Below are 15,714 nucleotides of genomic sequence, written 5' to 3' on the forward strand. Positions count from 1 at the left end.
GAAAGTCGGCCTCGGTTTGTTCCGCCGACATCGGTTGATGCGGGTCGCGAACAAGATCATGTTTTCACTGCATGTCTTTGGTGGTTTGAAGCTTCTGGATGGTGACGGGCGAGAACTTGCCTTTCCTGAGAAGGGCCTGCTGATCCTGGCCTATCTGATGATGGCCCCCAATCTGCATGCGCCGCGCAGCACGATTGCCTGGCTTTTGTGGGGGCGTGATGACAATGGCGGCGCGCAAGTCAACCTGCGCAAACTCGTTTCGCGGATAAGGGGTCGCCAAGCCGCACTGGGCAGATCGTTTCTCCACTTCAGTGAAAGCACCGTCGAACTCGTGTCACCGCCTTCGTTGGTCGATTGCTCGCTTACCAAGAGCGTCGATGCCGGATCGGCGCTTGCGAAGCTGAAGTTGCTGGCGGAGGCGCAGAAGGCCGAGTTTCTGAAAGGGGTCGATTGCCAGAGCGCGACTTTTTCCCAGTGGCGGGACGCGCAGAAGCACCGGCAGAGCTTGAGGTTGAAGGAAGCGCTGAAGGTTGCGGCGGAGCAGGCAAACAGCAGGGACGAGATCGCTCTGGTGAAAGACGTGGCGACCTTGCTTCTCGGCAGCAATCCGGAAGATCCGGATATGCATCGAATTCTGTTGCGGATATTCGACGCGGCGGGTGAGGTCGAGCATTTTCGGCAGGTTTTCGAAAGGCGAAACGCACTTTTGACGTCATGGTTGGGTCGGCAGGACAAAATACTGAAACCGAATGGCAGGAGCGCTATCCGGCCAGCGCAGGAGGTTGCGTCTGCGCCCCGGAAACTGCAGATTCCGCTTTTGCTTCTTTCCTCCTGGGACAGGCCGGTCGCAGGCCACGATTCTTCATCCTTGCTGCAGGGTATCACCGTCGGCTTGTACGCATTGGAAAGCCTGGACATGGGAGATCGTTGCACCTCTGTCCAGGTCAGCAGGGTCGAACAGAATGCGGCCGCAACCTTCAACGAAGGGGACGCCTCCTACATTCTGGATATGCGCCCGAGCAGCGGGGCCGATGAGCCTCGGCTGTTTTTGCAACTGGTCGATGCCGGCACGGATGAAGTTCTTTGGGCCGAGCGCATTGATGTCGGGCAATTCTCGCAGAAGCGGGAAAGGGAGGCGATCACGCGTCACATCGTCCTTTCCGTTGCGGGGCAGATCGAACGCCGGGAAATGGTGCGATCTCATTTCGATAAAAGCCCGATGGCCTATCAACGCTACCTTGCCGGCAAGCGCTATCTGGAGCGCCTCTCGGTCCCGAACCTGCAGAGGGCGCGATCTGAGCTGGTTGCGGCGCTACGGGGAGGTGGCGATTTCGCGCCGGGCTTGAGCTCGGTAGCTCGAACCTTTTCCAAGGAATGGGTGCTGACATCAGGTGGTGACAAGGCACTGCTGGATGAAGCCGAGAACTATGCGATGCGGGCGATCGCCGCTCGGCACGATATCGCCGACGGCTATCGCGAGCTTGGCCTGACGAAGAGCTTTCAGCGAGCAAATGACGAGAGCATAGAGGCTCTGAAGCTGGCCGAGGCCCTCAATCCCGGCCATGCCGGCATCATTGCCGACCATGCCGAGGTGCTGCTTCATTCGTCACGGCCGGACCTGGCGCTGGAGAAAATCGAAAGTGCCATCGCGCTCAATCCGGTAAGCCCCGACACCTATCTCTGGACGGCGTCCGTGGCGAGCTACACGCTTGGCCGTTTTGAAGCTGCTTTGGACTACATCGACCGAATGGCCGACGCTCGTCTGGCGGACCGGATCTCTGCCGCAAGCTGGGCGATGCTCGGAGAGGAGGAAAGGGCCGGGTTCTTCGTTCGGCGTGTGCACAAAACCACACCGGATTTCGACGTCGATCGCTGGGTGTCCGTGGTACCGTTCAAGGAGCAATGGCAGCGCGACATCTACCGAGAGGGGCTTCATCGAGCAGGCTTCTGGAGAGATAGCGCAAACTAGAACGCCGTTTCGCAACGACATGCGGCATGTGTCGTGACAGCCGACATTCGAGCAGATGTTTTCCGATCGTCGGGCGCTCGGGCTATTCTTTACCACAATCACATCCTAACCTCGGCGATATCGCTCTGGACCGAGAACAACCGGTGCGGTATCGGTTTGTCGCTCATCCTTTCTAAGTTGATGAAATCACCGGGGAAGATCATTGCGTTTTGAAGCCCTCAACCGTCTCTGGGACAGCGTTCGGGAGACCAGCCATGACTTCCGCGCCTCGACGGACGTCTTTCCGGTCGTCGATATCGAGAAGCTCGGCTCCACTCTCGACCTTAAAGAGAAGGGTGCTGCTGCAGGACGGCAGAACCGGCCGGCTCCGGACGCGCAATCCTTCGACGAAACGGAACAGCGCATAGTCGCCTGGGTGGAGGCGGAAAAGAAGAGTTCCTACCAGGTTCTCGAAGACCAGTTTCAGACCTTCGACAGCCGGCTGCGCAACCTCGATTTCGAAGGGCAGTTTGGTCTCATCCGCCAGGCGAATGCCTCCAGCGTCTCGGATTTCAAAGCGGAAGTGGCAAGCGGCGTGGATGAGCTTCACGGCCTGCGCCGCAAGCTGAAAACCGCCGAGGATGAGATGGTAGGCTTTAAGGCTACGCACAAGCTGCAGCGCGCCGCGAAGGTTTCCAGTAGAGCGGCCTGGGGTTTCAAGGTCTCGCTTATCGTCTTCCTCGTCCTCATCGAAATGGTGATGAACGGCAGCTTCCTCGCCAAAGGCAGCGAGCAGGGCCTGGTCGGCGGGGTGACGGAGGCTGCTGCCTTCGCCTTCCTGAATATTGGCATGGCGCTGATATTTTCCTTCTTTTGCGTCCGTTTCCTGGTGCATCGGTCGTATGCGCTGAAGCTGCTCGGCCTTCTCGGGCTCGTCGCCTATGTTGCCGTTGCGCTGGGCATCAATATCGCGCTCGCGCACTACCGCGAGGTCTCGGCAACGATTTTGAGCGGAGCCGGTGCCGAAGTGATCCAGCGCTTGAAGGCCGCACCGCTCGGGCTGACGGAGCTGAACTCCTGGATGCTTTTTGCCATCGGCCTGATGTTCTCGCTCGTCGCCTTCATTGACGGCTGCTACCTCACCGATCCCTATCCGGGCTTTGCCGGCGTGCAGAAGCGTCTCGATGTGGCGAGAGACAATTATATCGATCGCAAGCTCGACCTGATCGAAGATCTTCGCGAGATCCGCGACGACCACAACGGCAAGATCGAAGAGATCATCCGCGACCTCTCGCTGCGCCGGCAGGAGACATCGGCCATCATCGCCCATCGAGCGAGGACTGCAGGCCTTTTTGCCGAGCATCAAAACCACCTCGAGCGCGCCGCCAATGTGCTGCTCACTTCCTACCGCGACGCCGACCGGGCCGCACGCACCGAGCCAGAACCATCCTATTTCAATTCGGCCTATAGGATGGAACGTTTGACGCCTGTGATCCGCACCGAAGAGGAGTGGGACGACAAGGTTTTGGGCTCGCGCATCCAGGGTGCCCAGACGGAATTGTCGGAGCAGATCAAGCGGATCGGCGACGAATTCGAGCGCGCCATCGAGAAGTACCATCAGCTCGATAATCTTTTCCCGGAGAGCATCCTTGGCGCGACGCAAGCGGCGTAGCCGGCGCGGCGGATCCGCCGGTCTCATCATCGCAACGGTTTGCCTCGCCGTCCTGTCGCTCGGGATCGTCGGCGCCTATGGCTGGCTGCGCTACAAGGCGAACGGCAATGTCGCCATCGATCAGGCATCGCTTTGCCCTGTGGACGGCCCGAAGGCGGAAACGGCCATCCTGCTCGATGTGACCGACCCGATCGCCGACACGACGGCGCTCGACATGCGCAACCAGTTCCAGAAGATCGTGACGGAGGTGCCGATCGGCGGCGCCATCGATATCTATGCGCTGACCGAGAAGGAAGGCGAGCTGATCCAGACCTTCCACGGCTGCAATCCGGGCAGCGGCGCGAGCGTTAACGAATGGACCAGCAACCCGCGTCTGGCGCAGGCGCGATGGGAGAAGGGGTTCCAGAAGCCGCTCGCCGATATCGCCGGCAAGTTGACCGAGGGCGAATCCGGCCGGCTGTCGCCGATCATGGCTGCCATCCAGAAGATCAATCTGGAAGTCTTCGCCAGCGCTCCGCATGGGCTACCGAAGCGCCTCTACATCGCCTCCGACATGATCGAGCACACCGCCGCCTTCTCGAATTATCGCGACGGCGCCTCCTATCAGAAGTACCAGCGCAGCCCGGCAAACGACCGTTTCCGCACATCACTGGATGGTGTCACGGTCAAGATCCTCGCCTTTCAAAGGCCGAACATGAAGTTCAGCATGGAGGATCTGGCGAACTTCTGGGCGCAGTGGATCAAGAACAACAACGGTTATTTCGACGGCTTCGTGCGGTTGGAGGGGATACGCTGATGGCCGACAGCGAGGCGAGATACCTTATCCGCGACTATGGGCCGATGGTGCTCTTCGCCACCATCACCATCGGCGGCATGATCTTCATCTGGTCGTCGAAGCTCATGGAGTGGTCGCTACCCATCGTGACGGGCATTCCGCTCGTGCTGATGGCGATCTACTTCATCGTGTCGCTCGCCTTCGCCGGGTTCCGGCTGCACAATGAGCAGGCAGGCGACAATCTCTACTACATGGGCTTCCTCTTCACCCTGTCGAGCCTCGGTGTATCGCTCTATCTCTTTGCCGGCGAAACCTCGATCGAGACCATCGTCCGCAATTTCGGCATCGCCGTCACCTCGACTATTGCCGGCGTGACGCTGCGCATCCTCTTCAACCAGATGCGGCGCGACCCGATCGACATCGAGCGCAGCGTACGCCACGAGCTTGCGGAGATGACGCGGCGCGTGCGGACCGAACTCGATTCTTCTTCACGCGAATTCTCGCACTACCGTCGCGTCAGCAACCAGATGCTGTCGGAGGGGTTCGAAGAAATCGCGCGCCAGGCCGAGCGCAACGGCCAGGAGATCAACAAGATCCTCGAAATGCTGGCAAAGCAGGCGGTGACACCCATCAACGACGCGGCCGCCCAGCTGACGACGACGACATCGCGGCTTTCAGAGATCATCGGCACCTTCGGTGCGGCCGTCGAAAATGTCGGCAAGAAGCTGGAGGAAATCCGTTCGCCGGAGGACGTCGTGCGGGCCGAACTGGCGCCGGCGATCACTGCGATCAAGGAGATGTCTGAGGCGCAGTTGCAGCCTTTGCGAAATATTGAGATGGCGCTCGGACGTATGGCGGAAGCGATGGGACAGACGCCGTCGCGAGCCGCCGGCGATGATCGCGGTGTCGCTCCGACAGGGGAAGCGGTGCCGCGAAAACGCTGGTGGCATCTATGGTAGCAGGAGGCTCGGACAGCACGCCGAAACTGGAGCATAAGGGCTACAATCGCGGCCTGATCCTTGGCCTGACGATGGCCGAATCCATGCTGCTCCTCGTCTTCTGCCTGCTGCTCGTCGCGGCCGCCTTGATCTCTGCGGAGCGCAGCAAGCGCTACGAAGTCGAGCGGAAGCTTGAAAAAGCTGAACAACAGGTTGCCGTGCTCGAAAAGAAGCGGGCGGAACAGGCCGCTGAGCTCGTGCTTCTCCAATCCAAGGTCGTTTCCGGCGATCTCTCTGCCGAGGACAAGGCCGTCGTGGATAAGCAATGGCGGGAGCTGGTGCTGGCGAAAGAGACACTGGACAACATGGCAGACCAGGGCGCGACACCGGACGATCTGAAGTCTCTTGCCAAGGTGGCCGCGGTTTTAAAGGGGCATGACGTCGCGCTGGCGTCAGCGCCCGATGAGATCAGCAAGCTCCTGGCCGGCAATGGCGGCGGCAACGGCATGCACGACTGGCCGCCCATCATCAATCTCGACGATGCCAAGAAGAACTATTTCCAATCCGGAAGCGCCGAACTCACCGGCACCTTTGCGCAATTGCTCGACGGCACCATTACGGATGAGATTGCCAGCAATCTGAACCTTTATGGCGCCAATATCGTCGAAGTGATCGGCCACACGGACGAGCAGCCGGTATCGCGCGAAAAATCCAATCTCGATGATACGCTGATCAGCGCGATATCAGGCAAACTTCCGGTATCGGCACTTCAGCCGGCCGATAACGTCGGGCTTGGCCTTGCTCGTGCCATCGCCGTCGCCAACGTGCTCAAGGCCAATCCCAAGCTCAAGGACGCCACGATCCTGCCGATGTCGGCCGCTCAGCTGATCCTGCCGGGCGACACCATCACCTCCGGCCAGCGCGGCGCCGTCGAGTCACGACGCCGCATCGAAATCCGCGTGCGGGGCAGGGCGGCGCCCGTTGCCGTCATCAATGCCGGCGCCGCAGCTTCGGTCGACACGCAGTAGCGTTGCCCAATCGGCTATTAGCTCTTCAGGCCGGGGGCCTCGTAGCCGGTGCGCTCGACATACTCCGTGTAGCCGCCGGGATATTGGTGGATACCCTCGGGCGTCAGCTCCAGAACGCGGTTGGAGAGCGCCGCCAGAAAATGCCGGTCGTGCGAGACGAACAGCATCGTGCCCTCATATTGCGACAGCGCCTGGATGAGCATTTCCTTGGTGTCGAGATCGAGGTGGTTGGTCGGCTCGTCCAGCACCAGCAGGTTCGGCGGGTCGAAAAGCATGATCGCCATGACGAGCCGCGCCTTCTCGCCACCCGACAGCACGCGGCACTTCTTTTCCACATCGTCACCGGAAAAGCCGAAGCAGCCGGCGAGTGCGCGGAGAGAACCCTGGCCTGCCTGCGGGAAATCGTGTTCGAGCTGCTGAAACACAGTGCGCTCTCCGTCGAGCAGGTCCATGGCATGCTGGGCGAAATATCCCAGTTTCACGCTGGCACCGAGGTTGACGCTACCTTCATCCGGCTCTGCCGTACCTGCCACCAGCTTGAGCAGGGTGGACTTGCCGGCGCCGTTGATGCCCATGATGCACCAGCGCTCGCGACGGCGCACCATGAAGTCCAGACCTTCATAAATGCTGCGGCTGCCGTATTTCTTATGAACGTTCTTCAGCACGGCCACGTCTTCGCCGGAACGCGGTGCCGGTTGGAATTCGAAGGCAACCGTCTGTCGGCGCTTCGGCGGCTCAACGCGATCGATCTTTTCCAGCTTCTTCACGCGGCTCTGCACCTGAGAAGCATGCGATGCGCGCGCCTTGAAGCGCTCGATGAACTTGATTTCCTTGGCAAGCATGGCCTGCTGGCGTTCGAACTGCGCCTGCTGCTGCTTTTCGTTCTGCGCGCGCTGCTGCTCGTAGAACTCATAATCGCCCGAATAGCTGGTCAGGTTGCCGGCGTCGATCTCGATGATCTTGGTGACGATGCGGTTCATGAACTCGCGGTCGTGCGAGGTCATCAGAAGCGCGCCTTCATAACCCTTCAGGAAGGCTTCCAGCCAGATCAGGCTCTCGAGGTCGAGATGGTTGCTCGGCTCGTCGAGCAGCATGACATCGGGGCGCATCAGCAGGATGCGGGCCAGCGCCACGCGCATCTTCCAGCCGCCCGAGAGCGCGCCGACATCGCCGTCCATCATCTCCTGGCTGAAGCTCAGGCCCGCCAGCACTTCGCGGGCGCGCCCCTCGAGCGCGTAGCCGTCAAGCTCCTCGTAGCGCGCTTGAACTTCGCCGTAACGCTCGATGATCTCATCCATCCTGTCGGCCTGATCCGGGTCGATCATGGCGGCTTCCAGCTCGCGCAGTTCTGCGGCAACGGCGCTGACGGGGCCAGCGCCTTCCATCACTTCCGCGACGGCGCTGCGGCCCTCCATCTCGCCGACATCCTGATTGAAGTAGCCGATGGAAATGCCTTTATCGACGGAGACCTGGCCTTCGTCGGGCAGTTCCTGGCCGGTGATCATGCGGAAGAGCGTTGTCTTGCCCGCTCCGTTCGGGCCAACGAGCCCGACGCTTTCGCCTCTGTTGAGCGCCGCAGATGCCTCAATGAAGAGGATGCGGTGGCTGTTCTGCTTGCTGATATTCTCGATACGAATCATGGTTACGGGAGGCCTAGGTAGAAATTGTTGGGGCCTTATGCCACGGGTTTCCGGGTCTGTCGCAGGTTTTTGGAGGCGGGAAGCCGTAAGATCGGCAGGTCTCGATCCCAGACGCGAATGATCGTCGCGGATTGGACTCCCGCTGGAGATGCTTCTCGCACGTCTCAATCCGTATAATGCGGGCAGTTTCCGGCTGGCGCAGCCCTCTGGCGCTGGGGATAGTGTGCGCATGGATGCCATGTTCCATGGGAGCGAGACGCGTTGGGAAAGACGACGGCGACGCTTCGATGAGGTCGTCTGCATCGAGCTTTGGACTATGCGCGGGGAGGGAGTACGCATGCAAATGGTCGCAAGCGCAAATGAAGTCGACGTCCTGGACGAAGCGCACAATCGGTCATGGAGCGCCATTCAAGGTTGGGTCGGCGACAGAATTCCACATATTCTCAAGTTCGTTCGGGAATTGCACGAGGCCGATAAGGTGGAAGGTGATATCCTGGAGATCGGCGTCCACCATGGCAAACTGTTCTTCCTGCTTTCCGCTGCGTCGCGGGCCAGCGAACGTTGTGTTGCCATCGATCTTTTCGAGGACCAGCAGAAGAACATCGATCATAGCGGCAAGGGATCGCTCGCCACATTCAATCGCCATCTGCTGGAACTCTTTCCGGATTTTGCTTCGAGGGTTACGACGATCTCAACGGACAGCATGTCACTGACCCCCGCCACGGCGCGCGAGCGGCTAGGTGTGAAAAACGTGCGATTGATGTCGGTCGATGGCGGGCACACGGTCGCACACGTCATCAATGATATGGAGATAGCACAGGAGCTTCTCGTCTCGGGTGGCGTCGTCCTGCTTGACGATTTCCTCGGAGTCCATTGGCCGACGGTGACGGAAGGCTTTTACAAATATATGCAGATCGCCAATCGTCGGCTCGCTCCGTTTCTGATTTTTCAGAACAAGCTGTTCCTGACCACTTTTTCCGAACAGCCTGCGACCCTGACGAGGCTCCGGCGCTTTCTGGATAGAACGTTGCCGGCCGAAATTCACTCTGGACGCTAGCGCTACACGAATGTGTGTGACCATAGCGTTCTGTCATTTGCCTAGTGCCCGGAGACGGCCGGAACACCCCAGGAGAAGGTGTTGCGTGGGAGTGGAGATACCGGTCGGATCCTCTCATGATCGCCTCGACTTTGACCCCGCTATGCCGGCTGCGGTCGAACAGGCCGCATCCTGCGAAGGATCGGGCGCTCTATGAACAGATAGCAGATGATGGCAAATGCCAGAGATCCCGCCGCAATAAGGGCAGGTTGCGCTGCATGCGGCACCCCGACACGCAGAAGCAACGCGGTCGTCAGGATGCCCGTAAGCACGTGCCAAACGTAGATGGAATAGGACGCATCTCCCAGAAAATGCAGGAATGGCAATTTGGGAGCGGCTCGCTCGCGCTCCGCGAAAACAGCGCCCGACAATAGCAGCGCGGCCGGCACGCCCCAGCGGACTGCGCGGTCGAGATGAGACAGAGGGTCGCTTGTCAGCAACAGGATACCGACGACCATCAGGCCGATGGAGGCACCCAAAGACAGCCGAACCCCCTGCTTCCACAGGTAGCCGACAATGACGCCTGCCGAAAATTCCAGAATGACCGGCTGCGTGAACACACCGATATAGCCGGCGGGCAGCAGGTAATGTGAGATGGAGGCGGCAACCAGTGCGGTGATCAGGAACCAAAGTCGCCGGAATTCCGGCAAAAGCAATGAGATGGAGAAGATGAGGTAGAAGAACATCTCATAGGACAGGGTCCAGCCCTGTTCGACGACGGGATGCAGCACTTCGTCCTTGATGACGGGCAAGAAAAACAGCGAGGCGATCAGATTGTCGACGCTTGCATCCGTGTTGAAGAAGAATTGCGGTTTCAACGCGGCCGCGGAAAAGGTCGCCGCGGTCGCAATCCAGTAGAGCGGCACTATTCTTGCCAGCCGCCGCCACATGAATGTTCGTGGGCCGATCGGTTTGCCAGCCGTCGTGATCCACATGATGAAGCCGCTGATGACGAAGAATACATCGACACCTGCGGCGCCGACCTTGAATTCCAGGCCATAGGTCTCGCTGACATGGAAGCAAAGAACGGAGATCGCGGCGATGGCCCGCAGATACTGAACGCTTGCAATATCACTGCCGATTTTCAAGACGGTGCCTCACGCGAATGGAATCCAATCGTCAGCGCCTGCCGGCCGGGTTTAGCGATAGAATGCATTGATGAGCCGCGCCCTACACAACGGCTTAGCGGGCGAAGCAGGCTGAATGTTGCTGCGGCAACAATTTCAATGAAAATGGATCATTTCCCGCCGGTTTCATGGCTGAAATCGGGCATTTCCGATTGAGTGGCCCCACTGGCAATTCGGAGCAGTCGTTGCACCTCATGCCGCCTCATGTGCCGTCGATGGCGGAAAGTACAACGGCATCTCCTGATTATTTGGGTGCAGATGGAAACTTGCCACCCAGCGCGGCTGGTCTTGGCTTTGGCGGCGTCCATTTGGGAGTTGCCGAGTGAGCTTTGGTGACCTTGCCCTGTCCCGGGCCGGGAACGCGTCGCCAGCCGCTCATGGTCATGCATTGCCGCATGAACTGATCTTCGCGGATGGCATTGCCGAGCGCATTTCCGATTGCCGCGCCTGCCACATAGCTTGTGCTCCCTTAGGCAAAATATCCCTGGTCGACACTGCTGGCCATCATTTGACATCGCGCTTGCGTCATCTCCATGTTCGGTGGATTGGGAATGATCGGTTCATACGCGTAGTTTGTCGTGCACGACGATAATCCGGCTGCCATCGTGGCAACCAGTATATATTTGAAATTCATTGAATTTTCCCTCAGCCCTGGGAAAACACTGCGCGCGCAAGACGATAACCGTCAATAAATTTATCGCGCAATAAGTTTATTTTTCAGGCTTGGGGATAATGCTGGCTGCGGTCGTTCGGTGAGCCATGAACATAAACCCAGGTCGGATATTATCAGCTTCTTTTACCAATCAACCGAGGGCACAATGCGTGGACCGACACCGTCCAGGTCATACGCGCTTTGGCATACATCAGAGCATCTATCTATCGAACAGGATATGTTTCACCGTTTGCTCTAAAAGATAAATCCCAGGCGTCGAAACGCCTGGGATTTAGAGTTTTTAATCGGGCTGAGAACTTCCGTATTCAGCTGCAGCCGCTCGTGGCGCCGCAAGTGTCGCACTTCTCGCAGGTGCCGTTGCGTACCATCGTGAAGTTCTGGCACTCGGTGCACATGTTGCCGGTGTAGCCCTGCATGATGGAGCGGGCGCGGCGTTCCGATTCCAGTTTCTTGGCATCCGTCTTGGCCGCTGCGGCGTCGCTTGCGGCCTTGTCGGTAAAGAGGCCGGTGGATTCGGCGGCTTCGCTTGCCTGCTCCTCGGCGATCTCTTCCGCCAGTTCCTTTGCGCGCTCCTCATAATCGCGCTTGAAGGCGACGACTTCTGAGGTCGAGGCGGCGCTGGTCGGCTCCAGCTTGCGGACCGTGTTTCCGGCAAAGGCGGTGACGGTCGCAAGTGATGCCGCGCGTGCCGGGGCTGCCGTTGCCGAACCCTTGACTTCGGCTGCCGGACGTTCGCCGGATGTCGGCACCAGCGTCGGCTTGTAGCCGCGGGTCAGGCCCTTGGAGACGACATCTGCCTTGCCTTCGGAAACGCCCCGGCCGAGCGCCGTATTGTTGAAATCCGAAGTGTCGACATGAGCGAGGTCGTGACGGCCGAGATAGGAGATCGCCAGTTCACGGAACACATAGTCGAGGATCGACGTCGCGTTCTTGATGGCGTCATTGCCCGTGACGATGCCGGCCGGCTCGAACTTGGTGAAGGTGAAGGCGTCGACATATTCTTCGAGCGGCACGCCATATTGCAGGCCGAGCGAGACGGAGATCGCGAAGTTGTTGATGAAGGCGCGCAGGGCCGAGCCTTCCTTGTTCATGTCAAGGAAGATTTCGCCGAGACGGCCGTCGTCATATTCGCCGGTGCGCAGGAAGATCGTGTGTCCGCCGATCTTGGCCTTCTGGGTGTAACCCTTGCGGCGGCCCGGCAGTTTCTCCTGCGTGCGGATAACCTTTTCGATCACGCGCTCGACAATCTTCTCAGTGATGGTGACGGCCTGTGCAGCAGCCGGAGCCTGCAGGAATTCCTCCAGCGCGTCCTCGTCGCTTTCGTCCTCGATCAGCGAAGCATTCAGCGGCTGGCTGAGCTTGGAGCCGTCGCGATAAAGCGCGTTGGCCTTGAGGCCGAGCTTCCACGACAGCATGTAGGCGTTCTTGCAATCCTCGACGGTCGCCTCGTTCGGCATGTTGATCGTCTTGGAGATGGCGCCCGAGATGAACGGCTGGGCAGCCGCCATCATGCGGATGTGGCTTTCGACCGAGAGGTAGCGCTTGCCGATCTTGCCGCAGGGATTGGCACAATCGAAGACGGCGAGATGTTCGTTCTTTAGGAACGGCGCGCCTTCCAGCGTCATCGCACCGCAAACGTGGATATTGGCGGCCTCGATGTCCTTCTTCGAGAAGCCGAGATGGTCGAGCAGGTTGAAGCTCATATCGGCCATCTGCTCGTCGGAAACCTTCAGCGTGCCCTTCAGGAAGTCTGCGCCGAGCGTCCACTGGTTGAAGACGAACTTGATGTCGAAGGCGCTCTTGAGTGCGGCGTTGACGGCATCGACCTTCTCGGAGGTGAAGCCCTTGGCCTTCAACGAGGCAGGGTTGATGGCCGGAGCCTGGTTCAGATTGCCATGGCCGACGGCGTAAGCTTCGATCTCGGCGATCTGGCTTTCGGAATACCCGAGCGTGCGCAGCGCTTCCGGAACGGCTCGGTTGATAATCTTGAAGTAGCCGCCGCCGGCGAGCTTCTTGAACTTCACCAGAGCGAAGTCCGGCTCGATGCCGGTCGTGTCGCAATCCATCACGAGGCCGATCGTGCCGGTCGGTGCGATCACGGTTGCCTGTGCGTTGCGGTAGCCGTGCTTTTCGCCGAGTTTCAGCGCCTTGTCCCAGGCCGCCTTGGCATGAGCGACGAGATCCTGGTCCGGATTGTCGGAATGGATGAGCGCCACCGGGTCGACCGAAAGGCCTTCATAGCCTGAGATCTCACCGTAAGCGGCGCGGCGATGGTTGCGGATGACTCGCAGCATGCTCTCGCGGTTCGGTTCGAACATCGGGAAGGTTCCGAGTTCGGAAGCCATTTCCGCCGAGGTCGCATAAGCGATGCCGGTCATGATCGCGGTCAGCGAGCCGGCAATGGCGCGGGCTTCGTCGCTGTCATAGGGGATGCCCGAGGACATCAGCAGGCCGCCGATATTGGCGTAGCCGAGGCCGAGCGTGCGGTATTCATAGGAGAGTTCAGCGATACGGCGCGAGGGGAACTGTGCCATCATCACGGAGACTTCGAGAACAACGGTCCAGAGGCGGACGGCGTGTTCGTAGTCGGCAATATTGATGCGCTTCGTCGCTGCGTCCTTGAAGGTCATCAGGTTCAGCGAGGCGAGGTTGCAGGCCGTGTCGTCGAGGAACATGTATTCCGAGCACGGGTTGGAGGCGCGGATCGCGCCGGCAGCCGGGCTGGTATGCCAGTCGTTCATCGTCGTGTTGAAGTGCAGGCCCGGATCGGCCGATGCCCAGGCGGCGTAGGAAATGGATTCCCACAGGTCACGGGCCTTCAGCGTCTTGATGACCTTGCCGTCCTTGCGGGCGGTCAGGTCCCAGTCGCCATCGTTCTCGACGGCGCGCAGGAAGTCGTCCTTGATGGAAACGGAGTTGTTGGAATTCTGGCCGGATACGGTGAGGTAGGCTTCCGAATCCCAGTCCGTGTCGTAGGTCTTGAATTCGAGATCCTTGTAGCCCTGGCGAGCGAACTGGATGACGCGCTGAACGTAGTTTTCCGGAACCTGCTCCTTCTTGGCGGCGCGGATTTCGCGCTTCAGGGCAGGGTTCTTGGCCGGGTCGAAGCAATCGTCATTATCGCCTTCGCAATTGACGGTCGCCTTCATGATCGCCTTCAGATGCTTGGCGACGATCTTCGAGCCGGTGACGAGGGCCGCAACCTTCTGCTCTTCCTTGACCTTCCAGTTGATGTAGTCCTCGATGTCAGGATGGTCGATATCAACGACCACCATCTTGGCGGCGCGGCGGGTGGTGCCGCCCGACTTGATGGCGCCGGCGGCGCGGTCGCCGATCTTGAGGAAGCTCATCAGGCCGGAGGAGCGACCGCCGCCGGAAAGCTTTTCGCCTTCAGCGCGGAGCATCGAGAAATTCGATCCGGTGCCCGAGCCGTATTTGAACAGGCGAGCTTCGCGAACCCAGAGGTCCATGATGCCGCCTTCATTGACGAGGTCGTCCTCTACCGACTGGATGAAGCAGGCATGCGGTTGCGGATGCTCATAGGCCGACTTGGACTTGGTAAGCTTGCCGGTGAATGGGTCAACGTAATAATGGCCCTGGCCGGGGCCATCGATGCCGTAGGCCCAGTGCATACCGGTGTTGAACCACTGCGGCGAGTTCGGGGCGACGCGCTGGGTAGCGAGCATGTAAGCGAGCTCGTCGCAGAAGGCGGACGCATCTTCCTCGGAGGAGAAATAGCCGCCCTTCCAGCCCCAGTAGGTCCAAGTGCCGGCGAGGCGATCGAAAACCTGGCGGGCATCGGTTTCCGAGCCGCTCTGCTTTTCCTTGGGCAGATCCTTCAGGGCAGCATCGTCGGGAACGGAGCGCCACAGGAAGGAGGGAACGTCGTTTTCTTCAACTCTCTTGAGCTTGGCAGGCACGCCGGCCTTGCGGAAGTACTTCTGCGCGAGAATGTCGGCTGCGACCTGCGAGAACTGCGCGGGAACGTCGATGTTTTCGAGGCGGAATACGATCGAACCGTCTGGGTTCTTGATCTCGCTCGTCGCCTTACGGAATTCTATGTCCGCATAGGGTGACTGGCCGGCCTTCGTAAAACGGCGTTCGATGCGCATGGTCCCGATCCTTATTCGTTGATGCGCCTGCGTGAAAACAGGGCGCAGAAATTCTCATTCCGGCATGGCGATTTCAGCGCGCAGCCAGCTTCCGATCCGCTTTCTGACAGGAGATGTCATCCGGAGATGCGCTCCTGTATCTTGTGGTGATGGTGGCTGCAAACACTAAATATAGTATTAACAGCTTATTGCCGCCAGTCCCCGCATGTCTTTTTTGGCAGCATCGATACCGGCACAAAAACACTCACGGCGGCCACCGATGAAAGTGCATCGCCTTGAACCAAAATCCGATTTCGAATTGAGAACCAGCCCTCGCTAACCCGCCTGGTTCAGTCGCCGCCGCAACGTCGTCCATTAACTTTGAAAGACCCGATTTCGTCAAGGGCTGGTTTGATAGGGATTGTTAACCACAATATCTTGTGGGCGGGTCTGTGGAAATTGGGGAAATGCCAGGAGGCTAAGATCGTGTCCCATGGAGTGGTGTAGCTTGATTTCATAGCCATCGGTGATTTCCGGTAGGGTCGGGTTGCTTAGAGCCAACCTGAGGGACACCACCGATGACCGACGACATGATGAACCTGCGCTCACTCGTTGAGAAGAGCGCTGATGCCGATTTGCTGCGGGAGATGATCGGCTTTGCTGCCGAGAAGCTGATGGCGCTGGAGGTCGGCACGAAGACCGGCGCGGCCTATGGCGAGAAGAATG

The 15,714-nt window shown here is 59.4% G+C and carries 10 protein-coding genes and 1 pseudogene; 7 read left to right on the forward strand and 4 right to left on the reverse strand.

Features of this window, described 5'->3' with window-relative positions; all coding sequences use genetic code 11:
- The first annotated feature begins 58 nt into the window (after positions 1-58).
- The 5 genes from QD461_RS32585 (at position 59) to QD461_RS32605 (ending at position 6,361) form a co-directional block, all read left to right on the forward strand.
- On the forward strand, positions 59-1,969 hold the full coding sequence (locus tag QD461_RS32585; protein ID WP_414091182.1) for a hypothetical protein: 1,911 nt from the start codon (positions 59-61) through the stop codon (positions 1,967-1,969).
- 202 nt (positions 1,970-2,171) lie between these two features.
- The gene (locus tag QD461_RS32590) at positions 2,172-3,620 is read left to right on the forward strand and encodes a hypothetical protein (RefSeq protein WP_414091183.1); all 1,449 of its coding nucleotides are present in this window, start codon (positions 2,172-2,174) and stop codon (positions 3,618-3,620) included.
- Entirely contained in the window at positions 3,598-4,416 is an 819-nt protein-coding gene (locus QD461_RS32595) for a hypothetical protein (protein ID WP_414091184.1), read from the forward strand. The genes QD461_RS32590 and QD461_RS32595 overlap by 23 nt, the downstream gene beginning before the upstream one ends.
- Positions 4,416-5,354: a hypothetical protein gene (locus QD461_RS32600; RefSeq protein ID WP_414091185.1), complete on the forward strand. Its 939-nt coding sequence runs from the start codon at positions 4,416-4,418 to the stop codon at positions 5,352-5,354. Before QD461_RS32595 ends, QD461_RS32600 begins: the two co-directional genes overlap by 1 nt.
- Positions 5,348-6,361, forward strand: coding sequence for a hypothetical protein (locus tag QD461_RS32605; RefSeq protein ID WP_414091190.1), 1,014 nt, complete (start codon positions 5,348-5,350; stop codon positions 6,359-6,361). The genes QD461_RS32600 and QD461_RS32605 overlap by 7 nt, the downstream gene beginning before the upstream one ends.
- A 17-nt stretch (positions 6,362-6,378) precedes the next feature.
- On the opposite strand, the gene QD461_RS32610 is transcribed toward QD461_RS32605, so the two are convergent.
- The gene (locus QD461_RS32610) at positions 6,379-8,001 is read right to left on the reverse strand and encodes an ABC-F family ATP-binding cassette domain-containing protein (RefSeq protein ID WP_184701999.1); all 1,623 of its coding nucleotides are present in this window, start codon (positions 7,999-8,001) and stop codon (positions 6,379-6,381) included.
- 148 nt (positions 8,002-8,149) lie between these two features.
- On the opposite strand from QD461_RS32610, the gene QD461_RS32615 reads away from it, so the two are divergent.
- Positions 8,150-9,058 (forward strand): class I SAM-dependent methyltransferase, encoded by a 909-nt coding sequence (locus QD461_RS32615; protein WP_414091186.1) that lies wholly within the window; start codon positions 8,150-8,152, stop codon positions 9,056-9,058.
- A gap of 140 nt (positions 9,059-9,198) precedes the next feature.
- On the opposite strand, the gene QD461_RS32620 is transcribed toward QD461_RS32615, so the two are convergent.
- From QD461_RS32620 to QD461_RS32630, 3 genes are all read right to left on the reverse strand, one after another.
- Complete coding sequence (locus QD461_RS32620) at positions 9,199-10,185, reverse strand: acyltransferase family protein (RefSeq protein WP_414091187.1); 987 nt, start codon at positions 10,183-10,185, stop codon at positions 9,199-9,201.
- A gap of 283 nt (positions 10,186-10,468) precedes the next feature.
- The gene (locus QD461_RS32625) at positions 10,469-10,678 is read right to left on the reverse strand and encodes a hypothetical protein (protein WP_414091188.1); all 210 of its coding nucleotides are present in this window, start codon (positions 10,676-10,678) and stop codon (positions 10,469-10,471) included.
- A 524-nt stretch (positions 10,679-11,202) separates the two neighbouring features.
- Complete coding sequence (locus tag QD461_RS32630) at positions 11,203-15,009, reverse strand: vitamin B12-dependent ribonucleotide reductase (protein ID WP_414091189.1); 3,807 nt, start codon at positions 15,007-15,009, stop codon at positions 11,203-11,205.
- A gap of 557 nt (positions 15,010-15,566) precedes the next feature.
- Between QD461_RS32630 and QD461_RS32635 the strand changes: the two are divergent.
- Positions 15,567-15,714: pseudogene (locus QD461_RS32635) on the forward strand (IS256 family transposase); the annotation flags it as partial.

The organism is Rhizobium sp. BR 314 (assembly GCF_047445805.1).
In the GTDB taxonomy this organism is placed as follows: domain Bacteria; phylum Pseudomonadota; class Alphaproteobacteria; order Rhizobiales; family Rhizobiaceae; genus Rhizobium; species Rhizobium lusitanum_B.

Bases quoted from the DNA above. Each gene is read 5' to 3' on its own strand.
- QD461_RS32585 (WP_414091182.1), top strand. From the start codon at position 59: ATGTTTTCACTGCATGTCTTTGGTGGTTTGAAGCTTCTGGATGGTGAC.
- QD461_RS32600 (WP_414091185.1), top strand. From the start codon at position 4,416: ATGGCCGACAGCGAGGCGAGATACCTTATCCGCGACTATGGGCCGATG.
- QD461_RS32605 (WP_414091190.1), top strand. From the start codon at position 5,348: ATGGTAGCAGGAGGCTCGGACAGCACGCCGAAACTGGAGCATAAGGGC.
- QD461_RS32610 (WP_184701999.1), bottom strand. From the start codon at position 8,001: ATGATTCGTATCGAGAATATCAGCAAGCAGAACAGCCACCGCATCCTC.
- QD461_RS32615 (WP_414091186.1), top strand. From the start codon at position 8,150: ATGCTTCTCGCACGTCTCAATCCGTATAATGCGGGCAGTTTCCGGCTG.
- QD461_RS32630 (WP_414091189.1), bottom strand. From the start codon at position 15,009: ATGCGCATCGAACGCCGTTTTACGAAGGCCGGCCAGTCACCCTATGCG.